The following is a 20579-nucleotide window of genomic DNA, read 5'->3' as shown; positions in this document are numbered from 1 at the left end:
TACGACTAAAGTTTACACACAAATGATTAAATCACTCCAGAGCTTTTTGACTTTTGACTTTTGACTTTTGACTTTTGACTTCCGCCTTGCGGCGTGGGGTTTTATTCATCATGTTTTGACGAATATGTAGCAGTTTCTCTATCTAGTTGCATTTGATGGCGATTTGGTTTGAATAAGCTTTCTGTAGTTGTTTTAATTACAATATACAAAATTGGCACGACAAACAAACTTAAAAAGGTAGCGATTAACATCCCACCAAATACGGTTGTTCCCAAGGACTGGCGACTTCCTGCACCTGCACCTGTGGCTATTGTTAAGGGGAAAATACCGAGCAGTGTAGAAAATGCGGTCATCAAAATTGGGCGTAAACGCTCTTGTGCAGCTTCCACAGCCGCTTTAGTAATGGAAAGCCCTTGCTCCCGCAATTGGTTAGCAAATTCTACAATCAAAATAGCATTCTTACTAGCCAAACCAATCAACATCACTAGACCGATTTGACAGTACACATCATTAGCAAATCCTCGCATTGATTGGGCTACAAGTGCGCCAAAAATTGCTAAAGGCACTGCTAAGAGGATAATTAAGGGGTCTATGTAGTTCTCATACTGAGCCGCTAGGACTAAAAAGACAAAAACAATTCCTAAACCAAAGATAATCGGTGCTAAACCGCCAGATTCTATTTCTTCTAATGCAGTTCCTGACCATTCATAACCGAAAATAGGTGGTAAAACTTCTTGAGCTAACTGTTCCATTGCCTTAATAGCATCTCCAGAACTAAAGCCGGGAGCAGCAGAACCATTGATTTCAATGGAGCGAAATAGATTATAGTGATTAATTGTTTGCGCCCCCACAATAGAAGTAGTTGTAATTAAGTTTCTCAAAGGAATCATGCGATTGGTTTGAGAACGAACAGATAGTTGACCAATATCTTTGGGGTTAGAGCGAAACTGTTGGTCTGCTTGGACGTACACCCTGTAATTACGCTGCTGGAGGTTGAAATCATTTACATATTGAGAACCCAAAGCGGTTTGGAGAGTCCGGAAGATATCATCTATGGAAACTTGTAGTGCTTTAGCTCTATTGCGATCTACTTCTACTAGTAATTGTGGTGTTTCTGCGGCAAAAGTACTAAATACAGCTTGTAATCCTGGTGTTTGGTTGGCGCGACCAAGTAATTGACCCATTGATTGTACCAAAGTGTCTAAGCCACTATTGCCTCTACGGTCTTGCAGTTGAAAATTGAAGCCGCCAAAGTTACCTAAGCCCTGAATAGGTGGTGGATTTACAGGAAAGATTCTGGCTTCTGGGATGGCGAATAATTTTCCGCGTAACTTACCAATAATCGCCTGTACTGCTTGGTCTGGTCGTGAACGTTCTGCCCAAGGTTTTAAAGTGGTAAATATAATACCGTTGTTGGCAGTATTACCACTGAAACTAAAACCGCCAACGGCAAAGGTTCCCACTACTTCAGGAATTTGCAAGATTTCTTTTTCTACCTGTGCCATGACATCACTGGTATATTGCAGGGAAACTCCTTGGGGTCCTTGGAGCAGGGTAATAAAAAAGCCTTCGTCTTCTTCTGGGAGAAAGGCTGTAGGTACTGTAATATACAACCAAGCCGTCATTCCCAAGGAGACGATGAATAGTCCAATAATAATATTTTTGAAGCGGACTAGGAAATTAAGCGATCGCTCATAACTTCTTTGTACCGAATCAAGTACCTGATTAACTCGATCAAAAAACCGACCCAACCAGCCTGTAGTTTGCTGTCCTGGACGTAGCAGCAAGGCACACAAAGAAGGTGTCAGAGTCAAAGCCAAAAAAGTAGAAATCACAATCGAAAAGGCGATAGTCAGGGCAAATTGCCGATAAAGTGCGCCTGTGGTTCCCGGAAAAAACGCCACGGGAACAAATACCGCCATCAGCACCAAGGAAGTCGCAATCACTGCACCAAATAATTCCGCCATTGACTCACTAGCGGCTCGGCGAGGACTCATGCCTTTATCTTTAATAAAACGGCTGATTTGCTCAACGACCACAATCGCGTCGTCTACCACCATCCCAGATGCTAACGTCAGACCAAATAAAGTCAAACTATTAATAGAAAAGCCAAAAAGTCTCGCAAAAATAAATGTTCCAATCAGAGACAAAGGAACAGTCAGGGCGGGAATTAAAGTAGTGCGCCAATCTTGCAAGAAGACAAAAATCACAATTACAACCAGTATAATTGCGGTAATGAGAGTCTTGACTACTTCTGACATCGACTCTTCCACAAAGCGTGTCGTGTCAAAAGCTACCTCATACTGCAATCCCGGCGGGAAATTGGGAGCCAGTCGTGCCATTTCTTCCCTCACTCCCCGCGCCACATCTAAGGCATTACTCCCAGGAAGCTGATAAATACCCAAACCTACCGCATCTTTGGCGCGATATCGCAAAAATGAGTTATAATTTTCTGCGCCCAGTTCGGCTCTCCCCACATCTTTGAGCTTGATTAAAGTGCCATCATCGTTAGTTCTCAGGACAATTTCCTCAAACTCCGATGGTTCGGTAAGTCTACTGACAGCACGGACATCAATTTGATATCTTTGTCCTTCAGGCGCAGGTTCTTGACCAATTCTGCCTGCACCAACCTGCAAATTTTGTTCCGATAGGGCATTGGCTACATCCGCAGTCGTTAGCCCCCGACCTGCAAGGCGATTGGGATCTAACCAGAGACGCATTGCATAACGACGTTCGCCAAAGATTCTCACATCACCAACACCTTTGACTCTTTTTAAGGCATCTGCTATGTAAAGGTCGGCATAGTTGCTTAAAAATATATTGTCGTATTCATTATTTTCCGCAAATAAACCAATGGCTAAGAGTATATTATTAGACTGTTTTGAGACTCTCACCCCCGTGCGTTGTACAGATTCTGGCAGTTGTGGTTGGGCAACGGAAACCCGGTTCTGCACATCTACAGCCGCAATATCGGGATTTCGGGATGAATCAAAGGTAGCTGTAATATTAGTAGAACCATCATTACTACTACTGGAAGTAATGTAGCGGATACCTTGAATACCGTTGATTTGTCGTTCTAAGATGTTTGTCACACCGCTTTCGACATCCTCAGCACTAGCGCCGCTAAAGTTGGCGGTGACGTTGATTTGAGTAGGGGCAATATTTGGGAAACGAGCGATAGGCAATGTGGGAAGACAAATCAATCCCAACAACAGCACAATAAATGCACAAACCGTAGAAAAGACTGGTCTTTTAATAAAAAAATCAATAAACATAAGAAAATTGGGGAGTGGCAAGTGGGGACTAGGGACTAGGAACTAGGAACTAGGAAGATTATTCTGAAAATACTTCCTTAGTAGTACAAGCCTCTAGATTTATCTGTGGGGTAAATCCAAAATCCAAAATCCAAAATCCAAAATCCAAAATCTAAAATTGTATGACCTTCGCATCCTTCATACTCAGCACTTTACTTTTATTGACCCTTTTCTTCTGGTGCAGGCATGATGGGCGCACCATTGGTAAGATTGAGAATGCCAGCAATAACAATTTTGTCACCAGCTTCGAGTCCTTCGAGAACTTGATAATCGTTTCCTTGAATGGCTCCCAATTTAACGGGTTTTTGTTGAGCTACGAGGTTTGGCATTCCTGCTTTAGATTCTGCCGGCGCTTGGGCCACAAATACAAAAGTTTGTCCACCCATGCGAGATATTGCTTCTGTGGGAATTAAGATTCCTGGACGTTCCTCCCAGATGACTTTGGCTTGGACGTTCAGGCGATTGAGTATTTGGTTTCTGGCATTAGTAAAGGTGGCTTTTGCTAAAATATTCTGCGTATTTACACTAATATTAGGCGAGATAAAACTCACTTTACCTGTGACGGCTGGTTTGCCTTCAGCATCTAGGACTTGTACTGGTAATCCTACACGCAACCTTTCGACTTCACTGAAAGGGATAGATAAATTCAATTCCAAAGTCTCATTTTTATTTAGTGTGGTGAGTGGGTCTCCTTGACTGACAAAATCTCCTACCTTTGCGGGAATATTACCGAGAATACCAGTTAGAGGCGCGACAACATTTGTGTATTGCTGTTGGGCTTGGGCTACCTGGACTTGGGCGGCGGCTTCCATCACTTGAGAACGGGCTTGGGCGATTTCTTCGGGGCGGGAACCGTTCTCTAGTTGTTTGAGATTTTGCTTTTCTAGTTCTACAGCCGCAGCTAGTTCATCAATATCGGAGCTTCTGCTTTTGCGGAGTTGGTCGAGCCGTCGTTGAGCTTCTTGTAGCCTAGCTTCAGCACTTCTTTGTTCTCCGAGATATCCTTCTAGTTCGTCTTGGGAAACAGCACCGTCTGTTCTTAATTGTTGGTATCGCTGACCTCTTGACTGTGCTAATTCCAGATCAGATTTAGCTACCTCAATTTGAGCTTCAGCCTGAGCTATTTCTTCGGGACGCGCTCCCCCTTGGGCATTTTTTAGGCGAGTTTCGGCTTGAACTAATCTGGCTTTGGCTTGGGCTATTTCTTCGGGACGTGTACCTGCTTTGAGTTCTGCTAGTCGGGCTTGGGTACGGTCTAATGATGCTTTGGCTTGTCGTAGGCGGGCTTGGGTGTCGGCACTTTGCAGGCGTATTATAACTTGTCCTTTTTGGACGCGATCGCCTTCTTTAAATAAAATTTGATTGATCCGCCCGTCAATTTCTGGCTTGAGTTCTACTGAGCCAGGATCTTCTAAAAAGCCCCCAATTACTGAACTGTCTTCTATGGTTTCAGTCTCTACTGTGGCTAACTTCACCGGAATTCCCATTGGTTGTCCAGCCGCAGCTCTATCGCCTGGTGGTGCATTACCCGCAAAGCTATTTTGCCACCAGCGCCAACCAAAGCCACCGCCGGCAATTAACAGGACTATGCCCAAAATTAATGCCCAACTTCGCTTTTGACTTGGTTTCAATGTTTGCTTTTGCTGTTCAATCTGACTGGAATCAGTCACAGCATTTTTTTCAGTTTCCGCAGAAACTTGAGATTCAAGGGATTCAGAATTGTGCATCTTTATTTTCTCATCTTAGACTGATTGGCTATTTGGCTTGCTGGAAAATCTCTAAGTTTTTGGGTATATCTAAAATTTGTATCTAGTAATTTGGTGTAAGAACTGTGGTTTATCTCCAGAAATAAATCCAGAATCAGGCAATTACTTACAAGCAAATGTAAGTGCTTGCTTGCATTATATACACATAGGGAGGAATTTTGGAGAAATTATAAGGATTTGATAGCGATCGCGAAAAAATGTGCAGTTAAAATCCAATCAATCCCATTTAATTCCCAAAATATAAGTTTTAATTATTGAAATTAGCCATTTATATCCGGGTGAGAATGCTTATAAATGCAATTTATACTGTCTTTACAAGAGAATATGGGTAAAATGACTGTGTTCAGCATATCTGATATGATTGACCATCAAATATCGATAGTGCTAATATTTTGCTGTTTAAAAACTCTGTTGTAGAGCAAGTCCTAAGTTGACAATTTCATAGACAAAACTATACTTATATTGACAAAAATCAATATATATTTTAGGAAAAAATCAACTACTTGATATATAATACGGTGATATCAAGTATTGAATTGAGACTATTGCCGACGCGAAAACCAAGCAATGATGGTGGTAGTCTTTTTCAGAAACTTAATTGGAACACAATCGCGTCTGGCTAAGGCGTGAAAGTCTACTGAGGGATAACTGCTCCCATGCTCCCGTTGAAGTAGAAAGTAAAGTCTAGTTTTGTCTAGGTTTTATATAGCAGATCATCTGTTGAGCATTCAATTTGCACAAACTGGACGGGCATCTTTGCCCTTCCCACAAGGGTTGTATTTAGATATGTTGTGCAAAATATTAACTAAAATCTATCTTTCATTCCCCGTAAACGAGCAAAAGTTTGTATTGGATCACTACTTTTGGTCACTAACTGTAATGATGGTTGTTCCCAACGTAAAAACGGATTGGTGAGCTTTTCCACACCCAAGAATGAAGGAACAGTAGCTTCTTGGCGACTACGATAGTTTTTAACTTCCTCGTAGCGCCTTTGTAATTCGGTATTCTCGCTATCCACAGTCAGAGCAAATTGCAGATTCTTTAAAGTGTATTCGTGGGCGCACCAAACACGGGTATGATCTGGGAGAGAGCGGAGTTTACCCAAAGATTCCACCATTTGCGTCGGTGTACCTTCAAATAAGCGACCACAACCGCCAGCAAACAGGGTATCACCACAGAATAACTCTCCGGTTTGGTCAGATGTTACTGGGAAGAAGTAGTAAGCGATATGAGCGCGGGTGTGTCCAGGAATGAAGAAAACTTCGGCGGTGCGATCGCCAAATTGAATGCGATCGCCTTGTTGCAAAAATACCTGTTGTCCCGGAATTCTTCCCCGATCTTCCGCACCTCCATAAACTGTCAAGTTAGGGAAATCTTGGATTAACTTTTTGTTTCCACCCACATGATCATTATGGTGATGAGTGTTGAAAATGGCTACCAACTCGGCTTGGAGTTCTGCAAGCTTCTTTAATACTGGTTCAGCCTCTGCTGGATCAACAACAGCAGCAATATTTTGTTCCTCATCGTGTAGTAAGAATATGTAGTTATCTGAGAGCGCTTCCAGACGAATTACCTGCATTCCCTATTTCTCCCATGTGTTTTAGCTATCTTAGAGGATGTTTTCACAATATTACACAAACATCCTCTGAGAACCCCAGTCAATTACTCAGCTACTTGCATAAATTGACTAAACTATCTATATTTTGTTTATTATAGCTTTCACTATTCATAAATCATGATAATATGCAACCGTACTTACACTTAGGCTATACTAAAGTTCAGTTTAATGAACTTTTTTTTTACAGTAACATTCTTCTGGGTAAGAAGTTAACTTTTTGGGATGATTTTTGATGGCAAAAATCAAAATTAAGAAAAAACGAACCACGTAAAGCCTTCTCTACGAGAGGCTTCGCCAACGGCATAGCTTCGCTTACCGCGTTAGCGTCTCCCCTTCTCCCAAAGGGAGAGGCTAGCGCCAAGGGAGAAGGGACGAAGGACACAAAGGTAAGAGGTTTCAAAGAGTTTTTGCATTTTAGGTGAATTTAATTGACCAACTATTTACTCTTGTATCTGGGTTTTATAATTTTTAATTTTTTAGAGGAATAATTAACATATGGCTCCATTCGTTTCGTTCATTCTCCCCTGTTTTAATCGCGCCATCTATCTGGAAAAATGTGTTCAAAGCATTTTAAATCAAACCTTAACAGACCTAGAATGTCTAATTATAGATGATGGTTCAACTGATTATACTCGTCAAGTAGCTGATAAGTTAATCGGTAAAGATTCACGAGTTAAATATTTTTATAAAGATAATGGAGGAGTATCTTCTGCCAGAAATTTTGGCATGAATCAGGCTGAAGGAGATTGGATTCAATGCTTAGATCCTGATGATTGGATTCATGAAGATAAAACTAGATTTCAATTAAGTTATTTAAATAATTTAACAGAAAAGGAAGTTGTATTTTATTGCGATTATGAAAGAGTACATTTAGATGAACAGCAAAATATTATTAAACGAGAATTGAAGATAGTTTCTGCTCTCACACGGGAACAATTAATCAACAGATTGTTGCTTCCTGACTCTTTAGCTAATTCACCATTTCCCTTGCTTCAGCAATGTTTACTCATGCATAAAAGCGTTATTCATCACAAAAGGTTTGATGAAAATCTCAAAGCTCTTGAAGATAGAGATTTTGTATTAGACCTTCTCGTTGCAGATGTAAATTTTGTTTATACACCGATAGTGGGGACATTCTACACCAAACATCAGACTAATACAACTAATAATTGGTCTTACCTCAAAGGTTGTTACACAAAATTATATGAAAATGTCTCTAGAAAACACCTAGATTTACTACCATTATGCCAACCGGGAATTGATTATTTCATTAAAGAAGCAATTAAATACAAAGATAAAAACACTTTTGATAGATTACTGAAAATCTTAAAAATGCCCTTTTACTTATTAGACAACCAAATTAAAATAAACCATCGGATATTACTCAAAATTATTTATATAACCAGGTTATTTATCCCCAACTTTATCCTATATGAAAAATTCCGTGGTCCACGGTCAAAAAAGCTCATGGCTATATTTGCCAAAATGATCAATTTTGCTCCCAAGAGTCAATCAAATTGAGAAAAATCTGAAATATAGCGTTTCCCAGACTGCTAAAATCTATATTATCTGTGTTAATCTGTGGTCGAATAATTATTGTCATACCTATTGAGATAATAATCGCTATATTAACTGAATAAAAGCCCCTAAAAAAAATACCTTAAAATTAGTCAAATATGAAAAAAATCAAGGTTTCATTAGTTGTTAGTGATTTATCTAGTGGAGGTGCAATCAGAGCATTTCTTTTAGGACAAGTTCTAGAAAAGCTGAATTATCAAGTAGAAGTTATAGGCTTTTTATTTGGTAAAGAACTTTATGCAATTCCTCCTTCTAATATGTCTGTGATTTCGATTCCAGGAAAAAATTATCCTGAATTTTTGAATTCATCAAAAAAACTTTTAAACCAACTGGATGGAGATATTATTTATGCAATAAAACCCAAACCTACAAGTTTTGGTATATCTCTAATAAAAAAAATCAGCAGTGGTCGTCCCTTAATTTTAGATATGGATGACTGGGAATTAAGTTGGTATGGTGGCGATGACTGGAAGTATAGTCCAACTCCCAAACAATTATATAGAGATATCTTTAAAAAGAATGGTGCATTGAGATTTCCTGACCATCCGCTTTATGTCAAGTGGATAGAAAATTTAGTATCTCGCGCAAATGCAATCACTATAGATACTCAATTCCTCCAACAGCGCTTTGGCGGTGTTTATGTCCCTAATGGCAAAGATACGGCAATATTTGACCCCAATAATTATAATTCTGAAGCGAGCAGAGAATATTATGGTCTTTCTGGGTTGAGAATTTTGATGTTTCCCGGCGCACCTAGACCACACAAGGGGGTGGAAGATGTTTTAATAGCATTGGAGCAGTTAAATCAGCCAGATTTAAGATTAGTAATTGTGGGTGGTAGTCCTTATGATAATTATGATGAGCAGCTGATGGAAAAGTGGGGACGTTGGATTATTAAGTTACCAAAGTGTCCGATAGAAGTTATGCCTCATGTATTAGCTGCTGCTCATATTATAGTTGTTCCTCAGCGAGATACTTTGACTGCTCGCGCCCAGTTTCCTCTAAAGCTTTCTGATGGAATGGCAATGGCTAAACCTGTATTATCAACGATAGTTGGAGATATTCCCGAAATTTTGGGTGAAACTGGTTATTTAGTTAAACCTAGTTGTCCTGAACAAATTGCGGAACAAATTCAATTAATATTTGAGAATTTGGAGTTAGCAAATGAGCGAGGACAAAGAGCTAGGGACAGATGTGTGGAAAAATATAGTATAGAGGCGATGGCTTCTAGCCTTGAGTCTGTAATTTCCCAGTTATAAACATCTGGTTTGCAAAATTTTCAAGATGCCATAAACTTAAGGTGCAATTATGTAAATTTTTATAAACAACGGTGTTTAATTTAGGGAATAACTTGATTTTTTAAGTAGAGATAATATTGCATTCATGTTGATATATTTGTCATTGCCAAATATACAATAAATTGATAAATTATTTAAATAATAATTAAATTGTGATATAAATAACTGATGTCTACCAGGAAATTACTACTAAGATTTGCTAAACCCTATCCAGGTTGGATTCTGCTAACGATATTATTGGGATTTTCTGGAGCCTTATTTAATGGGGTTAGTACAGCGCTGATTGTGCCAGTAATTTTAAAAATTGTCGGTCAAGAGGTAGATTTTACTAATGCTCCCCCCATTCTGAAAATTATTATAAATCCATTTGATAACGTCCCAGAAAATTACCGTATAGGGGTAATGGCTGGGGCAATTTTGTTGATAATTATTTTAAAAAATATAGCTACTTATGCCAGTGTATTGACATCGAGTTCTTTCACGCGAATGCTGACATCAGATATACGCGAATCTGGATTGAAATTATTAATGGAGGTGGATATAGATTATTATGCCAAGATGAAAATTGGCGATTTAATCAATAGTCTTGGTGGAGAAATTGGTCGGACTGCCAATGCTGTGTCTAATATAATAAAATTAATTATTCTAGTAATTACTATTTCAGTTTTTGTGATCATATTACTGTCAATTTCTTGGGAATTGACAATTGCTGCGGCTTTTTTACTATCTTTTGTGACTCTAATAAATCAGTATGCTATTTACCGTTCTAAAAGCTTTGGTAAGCAACTGAGTGAAATGTCTAAAGCCTATTCAATTGCTGTGCTAGAAACACTGAATGGCATAAGATTGGTGAAAGCGACGGGAAATGAAGCGAAGGAATATTTCAGAATTAAAAAACTCATACGCGATCGCGAAGCAGCCGATTTTCAATCTCAAGTTAATTCGCAAGCGATCGCACCAATCAGTGAGGTAATGGGAATTGCATCTTTACTGGTGATTATATTTTTGAGCCGAACTTTCTTTTCAGACCAAATTTCTACTCTTTCCGCCGTACTATTAACATATTTATTAGTGCTGCTGCGATTATTGCCATTAATTTCTCAGTTAAATAGTCTGCGTAGTAGCTTTGCCAATAGTTCTACAAGTGTAGCCATCATCACTGATTTTTTAAATCGAAATAATAAGCCTTTTATGACTCAGGGGAATATTCCCTACACAACATTACAGGAGGGGATACATTTTCAATCTCTTTCCTTTGCCTACCCTGGTCATCAAAAGCTAGTACTCAAAGATGTAGACTTATTTTTACCCTGTGGTGCGACTTTAGCTTTGGTAGGTGGTTCAGGTGCTGGTAAATCCACCTTGGCGGATCTTTTACCGAGATTTTATGACCCGGTATCTGGCAGTATTACCATCGACGGTAAGGATCTGCGTGACTTTGATCTCATATCTATGCGAAAGAAAATGGGAATTGTCAGTCAAGATACCTTTTTATTCAATGATACAGTACAGAATAACATCGCTTATGGGCGACCGTCAGCTACTGTGGATGAGATTATCACCGCAGCAAAGCGGGCTAATGCTTACGAGTTCATTAGTAAATTACCCCAGGAATTTGAAACCCTGATTGGCGATCGCGGTGTTATGTTATCTGGTGGACAAAGACAAAGATTAGCGATCGCTCGCGCCCTGTTACAAAATCCCGAAATTCTGATTTTAGATGAAGCCACCAGCGCTTTAGATACGGTTTCCGAACGCTTGGTACAAGCTGCACTTGATGATCTCAGTCGCACTCGCACAACCTTAGTAATTGCTCATCGCCTTTCCACAGTGCAGAAAGCTGATCAAATTGCTGTGTTAGAACAAGGACGTGTAGTAGAGGTAGGAACTCATCACGAACTTTTACAAAGGGGTGGTTACTACTCACGTCTGTATTCCATGCAATTTAGCGATCGCCCGAAAATCTCCACCAAAAGCAGCCAAAGCTTCATCCGCATCTCTGACGAATTGCGGACGCGGTTCAACTCAATGATTGGGTTCTTAAACTTATTAATTGATGGTATGGTAGCCAATCCCCAAGAACAGCAAGAATTAATTACAAAATCCTATAAATCAACTCTAAAAACCATCACAACAGTTGATATATTAGAAGATATTATTCACTTACAAATCCAAGAGCAACTACTATCATCCCCGCATCAAAATATCATTACCAAGTATCCAACCTTTGAGCAAATTGCCGAAAAAGTTCGCCAACATCTCAATACAATAATCAGTATCCTGTCCTTTTTAGATAATAGCTTAAAACCAATACAGCCAGGAAAAAGTAAACTGATTATAGAATCATATCATGCTGCTAAATCTTTAATTGAAGATTTAGAAAAATTTGGAAATCAAATATTCAAATTATGAAAAATACTATATATTCTATATTAAACAAGAATTAGCAAAACCACAACCTCACCTAGTCCAATAAATAAATGCAGCAAAATTAGGATATTCAATCGAATTGGTTCAACAATTATCTTGGCAAAATCGAGCCGCAAAAATTATGAGTTATATTGATAAAAATTTCCGTCCTCAAATGATAAATTAACATGAGTATTAAAACGATTGGCATGATCAGCAGCTATCCAAATCTTAATAAAAGAGAAGATTGGCTGTGGCCACAAACGCCAAATTACTTTGGGATTTGGAACAATATACAAATGCAGGCGCTGCTAGCAAAACCCGATTTCCTGCTGATGTATCAGTTCGAGTTTCCCAAACCTCCCCAGCCCCAACCCTGGTGGGAAAAGTTAGGTAAAAAACCGCAAAAATTAGAGGTAAACATCAAATCGATCCTGCGTGATGTTCCGCCAGAACGCGTAATTTATCTTTTGCGGGAACCACCATTAACTGAAGTTATCGACGTTGCTAAACGTAGTTATCAGGAAGCAGAAAAATATTGCGGTTATATTTCTGGCCCTGATGATTTTGCGCCGACTCCTGACTATATGCCTGCAATTTGGTATCATGGTAACTCGTTTCGGGAATTAAATGAAATGCCACCACCCGAAAAAGTTTACCCTTGTAGTTGGATTACTTCTGGTATTAATCGCACAGCCAACCATCGCCAGAGGTTAAACTTTTTACAGTCCCTACAATCTCATGAAATTAAATTTGATTTGTATGGGCGCAATTTGCCTTCATGGTCGAAAAATTCGGGGGAAGTGGGTAACAAATGGCATGGTATGGCTCCTTATTATTACAATCTCGCCATTGAAAATTATGCCGAAAATGATTGGTATGTGAGTGAAAAATTATGGGATTCTTTATTGGCTTGGTGTCTACCAATTTATTATGGTGGTTCTGCTGCTGATAAATTATTACCACCGGGGAGTTTTTTGCGTTTACCAAGTTTGGATGAAAAAGGTATTGCTTACATCCAGGAAGTGACAGCTAGTCCTGATGCTTGGTATGCTGCTAAAGATGCGATCGCAGAAGCTAGACAAATTATTTTACATAAATTAAATCTACTGAACTGGTTATCAGAATTTGTTACTAAAGTTTCTGGCTAAATTGGGAATTTTTATATGGATGGTATTTGTACCCTGGCTAACGACCGAGTTTATCAGCAACTCGTGGCTTTACTTAATAGTATCGAGGCAATTTATGGGCAAGATATGCCCGTTTGCATCTATCCTTATGATGACAATACAACACAAATTACTGCGGAAATTGCTCATCGCCCTAATGTGCAGATTTACGATAATCAAGAGTCAATTCAGCAATGGGATGAGTTTGTTTGCCAGATTTGGGATGCTCACCCCAGCGCCCAAGCACATTGGTTGAAATTAGGTAATGACAAATATTATCGCGTTGGTACTCATAGACGTTATGGTGCATTTGATGGACCTTTTGACCGCTTTGTTTATATGGATGCGGACACTTTATTAATGAGTCCATTAACAGAAGTTTTTAACCAGTTAAATCACAATGATTGGGTAGTATATGATTTTCAGTACACAGATTTATCTCATGTTTATCATCAATCTTTGGCAAAATTAACCGAAATATTTCCACCAGAACGACTGCAAACGGAAATATTTTGTTCGGGATTTTATGGTTCTAAAAAAGGGGTATTTGATGCCCAAATGCGAGAATCATTACTAGAAAAACTCCGCCAAGGAGAAGCCGAAATTCTCTATGATATGGCTCCTGACCAAACTATTCTCAATTATATGGTAATGCGTTCGGGAATCTCTAGCTGTAACTTGGCTCTGGAACTGACTGAAGCTCAGAAAACAGGCTGTTGTGTAAGTTCTGCTCATTTTCAAGCTGAAGATCATATTTTATATGATCACGGGAAACGATTAACTTATATTCACTATATTGGCTTAAAATCGCAATTATTTCAGCAAGTTTGCGAGGGAGAAAATATTGATTTTCCCTATCGAGATGTTTTCTTACATTATCGCTATCTCCATGAACCAGAGAAGCGCCCAAAATTTACAACTAAAGCCAAGGCTTATAACGCGCCTCCCAGTTTAGCTACAAAAGTTTTAAAAAAGTTAGGATTAACAGGTAGAGGTAAATAACATGACTCGCGGAATTTATATTATTGCTAATGACAAAGTGACTGATCAGGCGATCGCACTCCTAAATAGTATCAGATTGCATGACGCAGATACACCCATTGTGATGATTCCTTATGATGAAAATTATCACAATATAGCCGAAACACTCAATAAATATTATGGAGTGACAGTTTACGAAGACTTAGAATTTATTGACCGTCTAGCAGGAAAGTTACATGAAACCTTCGGGGGGCAGTTTTTCGCTCGTCCGAATCAATTTCGGAAGCAAGCTTGTTGGTTTGGTCCCTTTGATGAGTTTTTGTATATTGATACCGATATTGTGGTGTTTGAAAAGATTAGTAATAATTTAGACTATCTAGCTGAATCAGATTTTATCTATTGTGATTATCAACATTTAGGTGGGATTAAAAATGTTTTCAGTCCCCAGGTATTAACAGATAAAGTATTTACTGAAGCAGAAGTTAAGGATATTTTCAATGGTGGGTTTTGGGGTTCCAAGAAAAACTTAGTCTCGGAGAATGATTTATATGAAACTTTTGCCGAGTGTGCAGCCCATCCAGAATATTTTGACTTTTCTGAAAAGACTTCTGATCAACCAATTATTAATTATATGTTGCTCAAGCGGATTTCCCGCCGCTTCAATATAGTTAAAAGAGAAGGGAAAGCACCGGGAAATTGGGCAGGAACTCCACACTTTCAGAGCCAAGGCAATATTCTCTTTGATCCTACAGTCAATCAACCGCTACAATATCTCCACTGGGCGGGGATTCGGATTCAACCTGGCTGTGCTTATTGGCAAATTTGGGAACATTATCGGAATCTCAATCCCGCGTTACCTGCGGCGAATATACCCGCACCTGTAGAAAAAAGTCAGTTGGAAGCAACTCTTGAGCAGGTGAAAAATCAACTTCGGAAACTGAAAAAAGGCGTTTTAAGTGATTAATTTCAGCCCAATGCAATCGCATCGGAATTTTTGGATGAATAAATAGTTGCGATCGCACCCTACGATTCGCTAGGATCGGTAAGCTTTAGGTTATAAGCAAAGCTGCTGGTGATTGTGAGCTATGCTGCTAAAACCCAAGTTAATCAGATTTTACAGGAAAAAACGAAACCGATGGCGAAACGTGTACAGTTAGTTTTAAATCAAGATATTAGCAAGCTGGGAAAATTAGGAGATTTAGTAGACGTAGCTCCCGGCTATGCTCGTAATTATCTTATTCCCCAGAAATTAGCAACCCATGCGACTCCCGGAATTCTCAAACAAGTAGAACGCCGTCGCGAGAAAGAACGTCAACGCCAGTTAGAACTGCGTCAACAAGCTTTAGAGCAAAAAGCAGCGTTAGAAAAAATTGGTAGCTTGCAAATTGCTAAACCCCTGGGTGAAAACGAAGCAATTTTTGGTACAGTCACGACCCAAGATGTCGCAGAAGCAATTCAAGCCGCTACCAGTCAAGAAATTGATCGGCGTGGTATTACCATTCCTGATATTAACCATCTAGGGACTTACCAAGCCGAAGTCAAGCTACATTCTGACGTAACGGCTCAAGTTAATATTGAAGTTGTAGCCAGCTAAGAGAACACCAGACAATAAATTATCCCATCTTGTGGGATGGGCATCCTGCCCGTCCTTGGTGATGCCTGCTCCACAAGAAAAGTTGTCAGATTTTTTATTTGTCAGTGTCTAAATCAGTCCCAGAGGCGATTGATAGCGTCTGTACAAAGAATTGCTGAGTGAATCCCATCCAAGTTGAAATCGCTTATGTCGGAAGAACTAAGTTTTCAAGGCGATGGTAGCGATCGCCTACCACCCCAAAATATTGAAGCCGAAGAAGCGATTTTGGGCGGAATTTTACTTGATCCAGAAGCAATTGGGAGAGTGAGCGATCGCCTCTTACCAATCGCCTTCTACATCAGCGCGCACAAAGACATCTATCAAGCAGCGCTGCGCCTCCATGCTCAAGGTAAACCCACAGACTTACTCTCAGTTACAAGTTGGCTAGCAGATAACGACATCCTCGCCCGCATTGGGGGGAGAAATAAATTAGCCACCCTCGTAGATCGCACAGTATCAGCCGTTAACATTGATGCTTTAGCCGGCTTGGTAATGGAAAAATACCTGCGGCGACAGTTAATTAAAGCTGGTAACGAAATTGTCCATCTTGGTTACGAGACAGAGCAAGAATTACCAATCGTTTTAGATCAAGCAGAACAGAAAGTTTTTGGCGTTACTCAAGAACGTCCCCAATCAGGTTTAACTCACATTTCAGACACCCTGATTAATACCTTTCAAGATATTGAAACTCGTCATCAAGGTATTGCTCTCCCCGGTATTCCTTGCGGCTTCTATGATTTAGATTCCTTAACCAGTGGCTTCCAGCGTTCTGATTTAATTATTATCGCCGGTAGACCATCAATGGGGAAAACGGCATTTTGTTTGAATCTGGCTCACAATATTGCAGCTGGTTATAAATTACCGATCGCCTTTTTCAGCTTAGAAATGTCGAAAGAACAGCTAGTACAGAGACTATTAGCTAGTGAAGCGGGAATTGAAACGGGATATTTGCGGAGTGGGCGCATTAGTCAAACCCAATGGGAACCTTTAAGCCGTGCAATTGGGATGCTTTCAGAGATGCCCATTTTTATTGATGATACATCCAATATTACCATCACTCAAATGCGTAGTCAAGCCAGGCGACTGCAAGCAGAACAGGGGACTGATTTAGGATTAATCGTCATCGATTATTTGCAATTAATGGAAGGCGCAGGGGATAACCGCGTTCAAGAATTATCAAAAATTACCCGTTCTCTTAAAGGTTTAGCGCGGGAATTATCTGTACCAGTGATTGCTCTATCTCAGTTGAGTCGTGGGGTGGAAGCACGTACAAATAAGCGCCCCATGTTATCAGATTTGCGTGAAAGTGGTAGTATTGAACAAGATGCGGATTTAGTTATCATGTTATACCGCGATGATTATTATAATCCTGACAGTCCTGATCGGGGAATTGCAGAAGTAAACATAGCTAAACACCGCAACGGTCCCACAGGTACTGTTAAACTTTTATTTGATCCACAGTTTACCAAGTTTAAAAACTTAGCCAAACAAGGCAATTATTAATAATTCGTAATTCGTAATACTCGCCAAGGGCGAGAAGCAAGCTACGTAATTCGTAATTGGGGAATTGGGGAATTGGGGAAGAAGAAATAGGGTTGATTTTCCTAAACTTCAATCCCCAGACCCCAGACCCTAGTAAAGCACGGCGTAAATAGGCATACTATTTCAAAAATCTCAAAATCCCAAAATAAAAGCCTTTTGACTTTTGACTTTTGACTTTTGACTTCCGCGAAGCGGTACTATTGCCTACTTAATACCCAACAATTCAACGTCAAATAGCAAAGTGGCATTGGGTGGAATTACGCCACCAGCACCACGGGAGCCATAACCTAACTCGGCGGGAATGATTAACTGACGACGACCGCCTACTTTCATAGTGCTGAGTCCTTCGTCCCAACCTTTTATTACTTGTCCTGTACCGATTTTAAACTCGAAGGGACTATTGCGATCGCGTGAACTATCAAACTTATTACCATTTTCTAAAGTCCCGGTGTAGTGAACTACAACCGTTTGTCCACGTTCAGGAGTCGCCCCAGTTCCCTCTTCTAATTCAATATATTTCAGTCCAGATGGGGTGGTTACGACATTATCAGACATAGTATTGCTCGCAATCAAGGTTTGGTTTTGTGTGACACTCGTGGATGCTGGTGTAGTTTCGGTCAAATTAGCAGCAACAGCCGAGTTGACTTTATTCCCAACTTGTGCTAACACCAAAACTACAACACAGAGCAGCATGAAACCCACGCTGAGTAAAATTGATTTCAAAATTAGCCCTCCCTAATTAGGCAATCTGGCATTTTGAAGATTACCAACAGGACACAATTTAGTGTAAATCAGAAAGAGCATTTTATCGCCAAAGCTTATTTTCTAAATCACGCAGTTGACGCTCTAAACGGTCAATTCTCCCACGTAATTCATCCACCTCAGATTGACGAGCCACGCCCAAATCCTGCATCATATTCCGCATTTGTCGCTGCATTTGGTCTTCCCAGTTTCCCTGCTCTGACTTTAATTGCTGTACAACGTCATCCATTACCGCCTTAGCTTGCTCAGGATCAAGTTTACCGTCCTTAACCAAATCATCGCTAACTTGCCGCATTTTTTCCGCTACCAAAGACGTTGTACCAATACCTAGTACCATTAACTGTTGCAACCAGTTGTTATTATCCATACTCCCTTCCTCTTGATGATTTCCCACTAGCTGACTGGGCTGCTTGAGTGTATACAATCAAGCTATGCTGGAAAAGTGGTTTTTTTAGCCTACATCTCTATTTTGGCAAATTCGTAAACACAACAGAGGGAATTAAAAGGTGTGGTTATCGAACTACTGAAGTTTCAAGTTGCTCCAGAAGAGCGAGAAAATTATATCCAGAAGGATGCAGAAATTTGGACAACCGGGCTGGCTAAGTATCCGGGATTTTTGGGAAAAGAAGTTTGGATTAACCCCAATGATCCCACAGAAGTGATTTTCATTATTCGTTGGGCTACACAAGAGCAGTGGAAAGCCATACCTTTAGAAGACTTACAGATGATTGAAGACAAATTCACCCAAGCAATGGGAAAATCCTATCCCATTGTCGAGTCAGCCGAATATCAAGTCCGAAAATTTCCTCATTCGTAGATTATGCCTGACGATCACAATCACGCCCAAATGGATGTGAAAGTTGTAGCATAGAAATCTAGCATCAATTTTTAAATAAAATATTTATGTCTGCTACGCCGCTTGTTTCTCAGGTTGATTCAGTAAAATCAGAACTAATTCCGCCCCTACTAGGTGCTTCAGTTGCAGAGTTAAGCCTTTGGGTACAGCAACAGGGACAACCCGCCTATAGAGGTAAACAACTGCACGATTGGATTTATCATAAAGGAGTGCGATCGCTAGCTGATATTTCTGCCTTCCCGAAACAATGGCGTGCAGAAGTTGCAGAAGTACCCATTGGACGTTCAACTATACATCATCGCGCTGTTGCACCCGATGGCACGATAAAATATCTCTTAAAACTTGCAGACGGTCAAATTATTGAAACTGTGGGTATTCCCACTGCAAAACGCTTGACGGTTTGTGTTTCTACCCAGGTAGGTTGTCCAATGGCGTGTGATTTCTGCGCTACTGGTAAGGGTGGCTTTACACGCAATTTGGCCAGACATGAAATTGTCGATCAAGTTTTGACTGTACAAGAAGATTTTCAGCAACGGGTTAGCCATGTAGTGTATATGGGCATGGGTGAACCTTTATTAAATACTGAGAATGTGTTAAAATCTTTGAAATCTTTGAATCAAGATGTGGGGATTGGACAGCGATCGCTTACCGTTTCTACAGTGGGGATTCGCGATCGCATTCGTCAATTAGCCCAACACAATTTACAAGTCACTTTGGCTGTGAGTCTACACGCACCTAACCAAGCACTCAGAGAAGAACTAATTCCCAGCGCCCGCCCCTATCCCCTAGAAGATTTGCTCGATGAATGTCGGGAATATGTGGAAATCACTAGAAGACGCATCTCTTTTGAATATGTGCTTTTGGCTGGGTTCAACGACTTACCAGAACACGCTATGCAACTAGCAAAATGTCTGCGGGGATTCCAAAGTCATGTAAATTTGATTCCCTATAACCCCATTAGCGAAGTTGATTATAAGCGCCCTAGTAGCGATCGCATTCAAGCCTTTGTTAACATTCTCAAACAACAAAACACTGCTGTGAGTGTCCGTTATTCTCGTGGTTTAGAAGCCGATGCTGCTTGTGGACAACTCCGCGCCAGCAAATAAAATTACCCTTGTAAAGACCCGATAAATCGTGTCTTTACTTACGGTATTTATTTAACCTTAGCAAATTGTTTATTCGCATTAATCCCTGGAGCATAAGCTTCAATGACCTTACCAGTAACCGTACAAGTGATCATCAAGTAATCGCAAGTTGGGCATTGTGTCCGAGTTAATTGACTATCAGAAATATAGTGACGCTCCGCATCACTGCCACAATTTGGACAGTGAACTTTTTGGACTGTATTCATTTTAAAACCCCTGTTTGTAATTATTTTTTATTTAACAAAACTTAAAGTTAAAACGGCAGATATTTTAATTGGGTTCAACTTAACAAACAGCCTTGATCTTGGCTGGTTATTTTCCAGAAAATTTTAGATTGGCATTTTTTATGTTTTCTACATTATCTCAAATTTTAGCTAAATTTACCATCCCACTTTAGATATATAAATTGATTTTATTTTCACACAGTTTCTTAGAATTTCAGTGATCCCTATCACCATTACCTTGAGATAGTCTTATTTTATGCTTATTTCAGGCAATTCTTAAAAGC

General features: G+C 39.9%; 16 protein-coding genes. 10 read left to right on the top strand and 6 right to left on the bottom strand.

What is annotated here, in order from left to right; translation table 11 throughout:
• Positions 1–101: 101 nt before the first annotated feature.
• The 3 genes from NSP_RS22655 to gloB form a co-directional block, all read right to left on the bottom strand.
• A complete protein-coding gene (locus NSP_RS22655) occupies positions 102–3275 on the bottom strand; it encodes an efflux RND transporter permease subunit (protein WP_006195882.1) in 3174 nt (1057 codons plus the stop codon).
• Positions 3276–3472: 197 nt separating this feature from the next.
• Complete coding sequence (locus tag NSP_RS22650) at positions 3473–5041, bottom strand: efflux RND transporter periplasmic adaptor subunit (RefSeq protein ID WP_006195883.1); 1569 nt, start codon at positions 5039–5041, stop codon at positions 3473–3475.
• An 844-nt stretch (positions 5042–5885) separates the two neighbouring features.
• Positions 5886–6659, bottom strand: coding sequence for a hydroxyacylglutathione hydrolase (gloB, locus tag NSP_RS22645; protein WP_006195884.1), 774 nt, complete (start codon positions 6657–6659; stop codon positions 5886–5888).
• A 534-nt stretch (positions 6660–7193) separates the two neighbouring features.
• Here gloB and NSP_RS22640 point away from each other — a divergent pair.
• From NSP_RS22640 to dnaB, 8 genes are all read left to right on the top strand, one after another.
• The gene (locus NSP_RS22640) at positions 7194–8219 is read left to right on the top strand and encodes a glycosyltransferase family 2 protein (protein WP_006195885.1); all 1026 of its coding nucleotides are present in this window, start codon (positions 7194–7196) and stop codon (positions 8217–8219) included.
• A 155-nt stretch (positions 8220–8374) separates the two neighbouring features.
• Positions 8375–9535, top strand: a complete 1161-nt coding sequence (locus NSP_RS22635) for a glycosyltransferase family 4 protein (protein WP_006195886.1) — start codon at positions 8375–8377, stop codon at positions 9533–9535.
• Between the two features lie 207 nt (positions 9536–9742).
• The gene (locus NSP_RS22630; protein ID WP_006195887.1) at positions 9743–11986 is read left to right on the top strand and encodes an ABC transporter ATP-binding protein; all 2244 of its coding nucleotides are present in this window, start codon (positions 9743–9745) and stop codon (positions 11984–11986) included.
• Positions 11987–12171: 185 nt separating this feature from the next.
• Complete coding sequence (locus NSP_RS22625) at positions 12172–13134, top strand: glycosyltransferase family 10 domain-containing protein (RefSeq protein WP_006195888.1); 963 nt, start codon at positions 12172–12174, stop codon at positions 13132–13134.
• A gap of 15 nt (positions 13135–13149) precedes the next feature.
• Positions 13150–14154 carry an Npun_R2821/Npun_R2822 family protein gene (locus tag NSP_RS22620; protein WP_006195889.1) on the top strand — a complete coding sequence of 335 codons (1005 nt, stop codon included), beginning with the start codon at positions 13150–13152 and terminating at the stop codon, positions 14152–14154.
• A gap of 1 nt (position 14155) precedes the next feature.
• Positions 14156–15097, top strand: a complete 942-nt coding sequence (locus NSP_RS22615) for an Npun_R2821/Npun_R2822 family protein (protein ID WP_006195890.1) — start codon at positions 14156–14158, stop codon at positions 15095–15097.
• A 171-nt stretch (positions 15098–15268) separates the two neighbouring features.
• Positions 15269–15727 carry a 50S ribosomal protein L9 gene (rplI, locus tag NSP_RS22610; RefSeq protein WP_042202031.1) on the top strand — a complete coding sequence of 153 codons (459 nt, stop codon included), beginning with the start codon at positions 15269–15271 and terminating at the stop codon, positions 15725–15727.
• A gap of 186 nt (positions 15728–15913) precedes the next feature.
• Positions 15914–17269 carry a replicative DNA helicase gene (dnaB, locus tag NSP_RS22605; protein ID WP_006195893.1) on the top strand — a complete coding sequence of 452 codons (1356 nt, stop codon included), beginning with the start codon at positions 15914–15916 and terminating at the stop codon, positions 17267–17269.
• A gap of 243 nt (positions 17270–17512) precedes the next feature.
• Here the strand turns inward: dnaB and NSP_RS22600 are convergent, their stop codons facing one another.
• Positions 17513–18031, bottom strand: coding sequence for an FKBP-type peptidyl-prolyl cis-trans isomerase (locus NSP_RS22600; protein WP_173403319.1), 519 nt, complete (start codon positions 18029–18031; stop codon positions 17513–17515).
• 82 nt (positions 18032–18113) lie between these two features.
• A complete protein-coding gene (locus tag NSP_RS22595; RefSeq protein ID WP_017804446.1) occupies positions 18114–18437 on the bottom strand; it encodes a phasin family protein in 324 nt (107 codons plus the stop codon).
• Positions 18438–18578: 141 nt separating this feature from the next.
• Between NSP_RS22595 and NSP_RS22590 the strand changes: the two genes are divergently transcribed.
• Together NSP_RS22590 and rlmN are read left to right on the top strand one after the other, a co-directional pair.
• Positions 18579–18887, top strand: a complete 309-nt coding sequence (locus NSP_RS22590; protein WP_006195897.1) for a TIGR03792 family protein — start codon at positions 18579–18581, stop codon at positions 18885–18887.
• Positions 18888–18973: 86 nt separating this feature from the next.
• The gene (gene rlmN, locus NSP_RS22585; protein ID WP_006195898.1) at positions 18974–20032 is read left to right on the top strand and encodes a dual-specificity RNA methyltransferase RlmN; all 1059 of its coding nucleotides are present in this window, start codon (positions 18974–18976) and stop codon (positions 20030–20032) included.
• Between the two features lie 47 nt (positions 20033–20079).
• On the opposite strand, the gene NSP_RS22580 is transcribed toward rlmN, so the two are convergent.
• Entirely contained in the window at positions 20080–20277 is a 198-nt protein-coding gene (locus NSP_RS22580; RefSeq protein WP_006195899.1) for a hypothetical protein, read from the bottom strand.
• Positions 20278–20579: the final 302 nt, after the last annotated feature.

Source organism: Nodularia spumigena CCY9414 (assembly GCF_000340565.2).
Lineage (GTDB): Bacteria > Cyanobacteriota > Cyanobacteriia > Cyanobacteriales > Nostocaceae > Nodularia > Nodularia spumigena.
The sequence above is the reverse complement of the archived record's forward strand: the minus strand, read 5'-3'. Positions and strand labels throughout refer to the sequence as shown.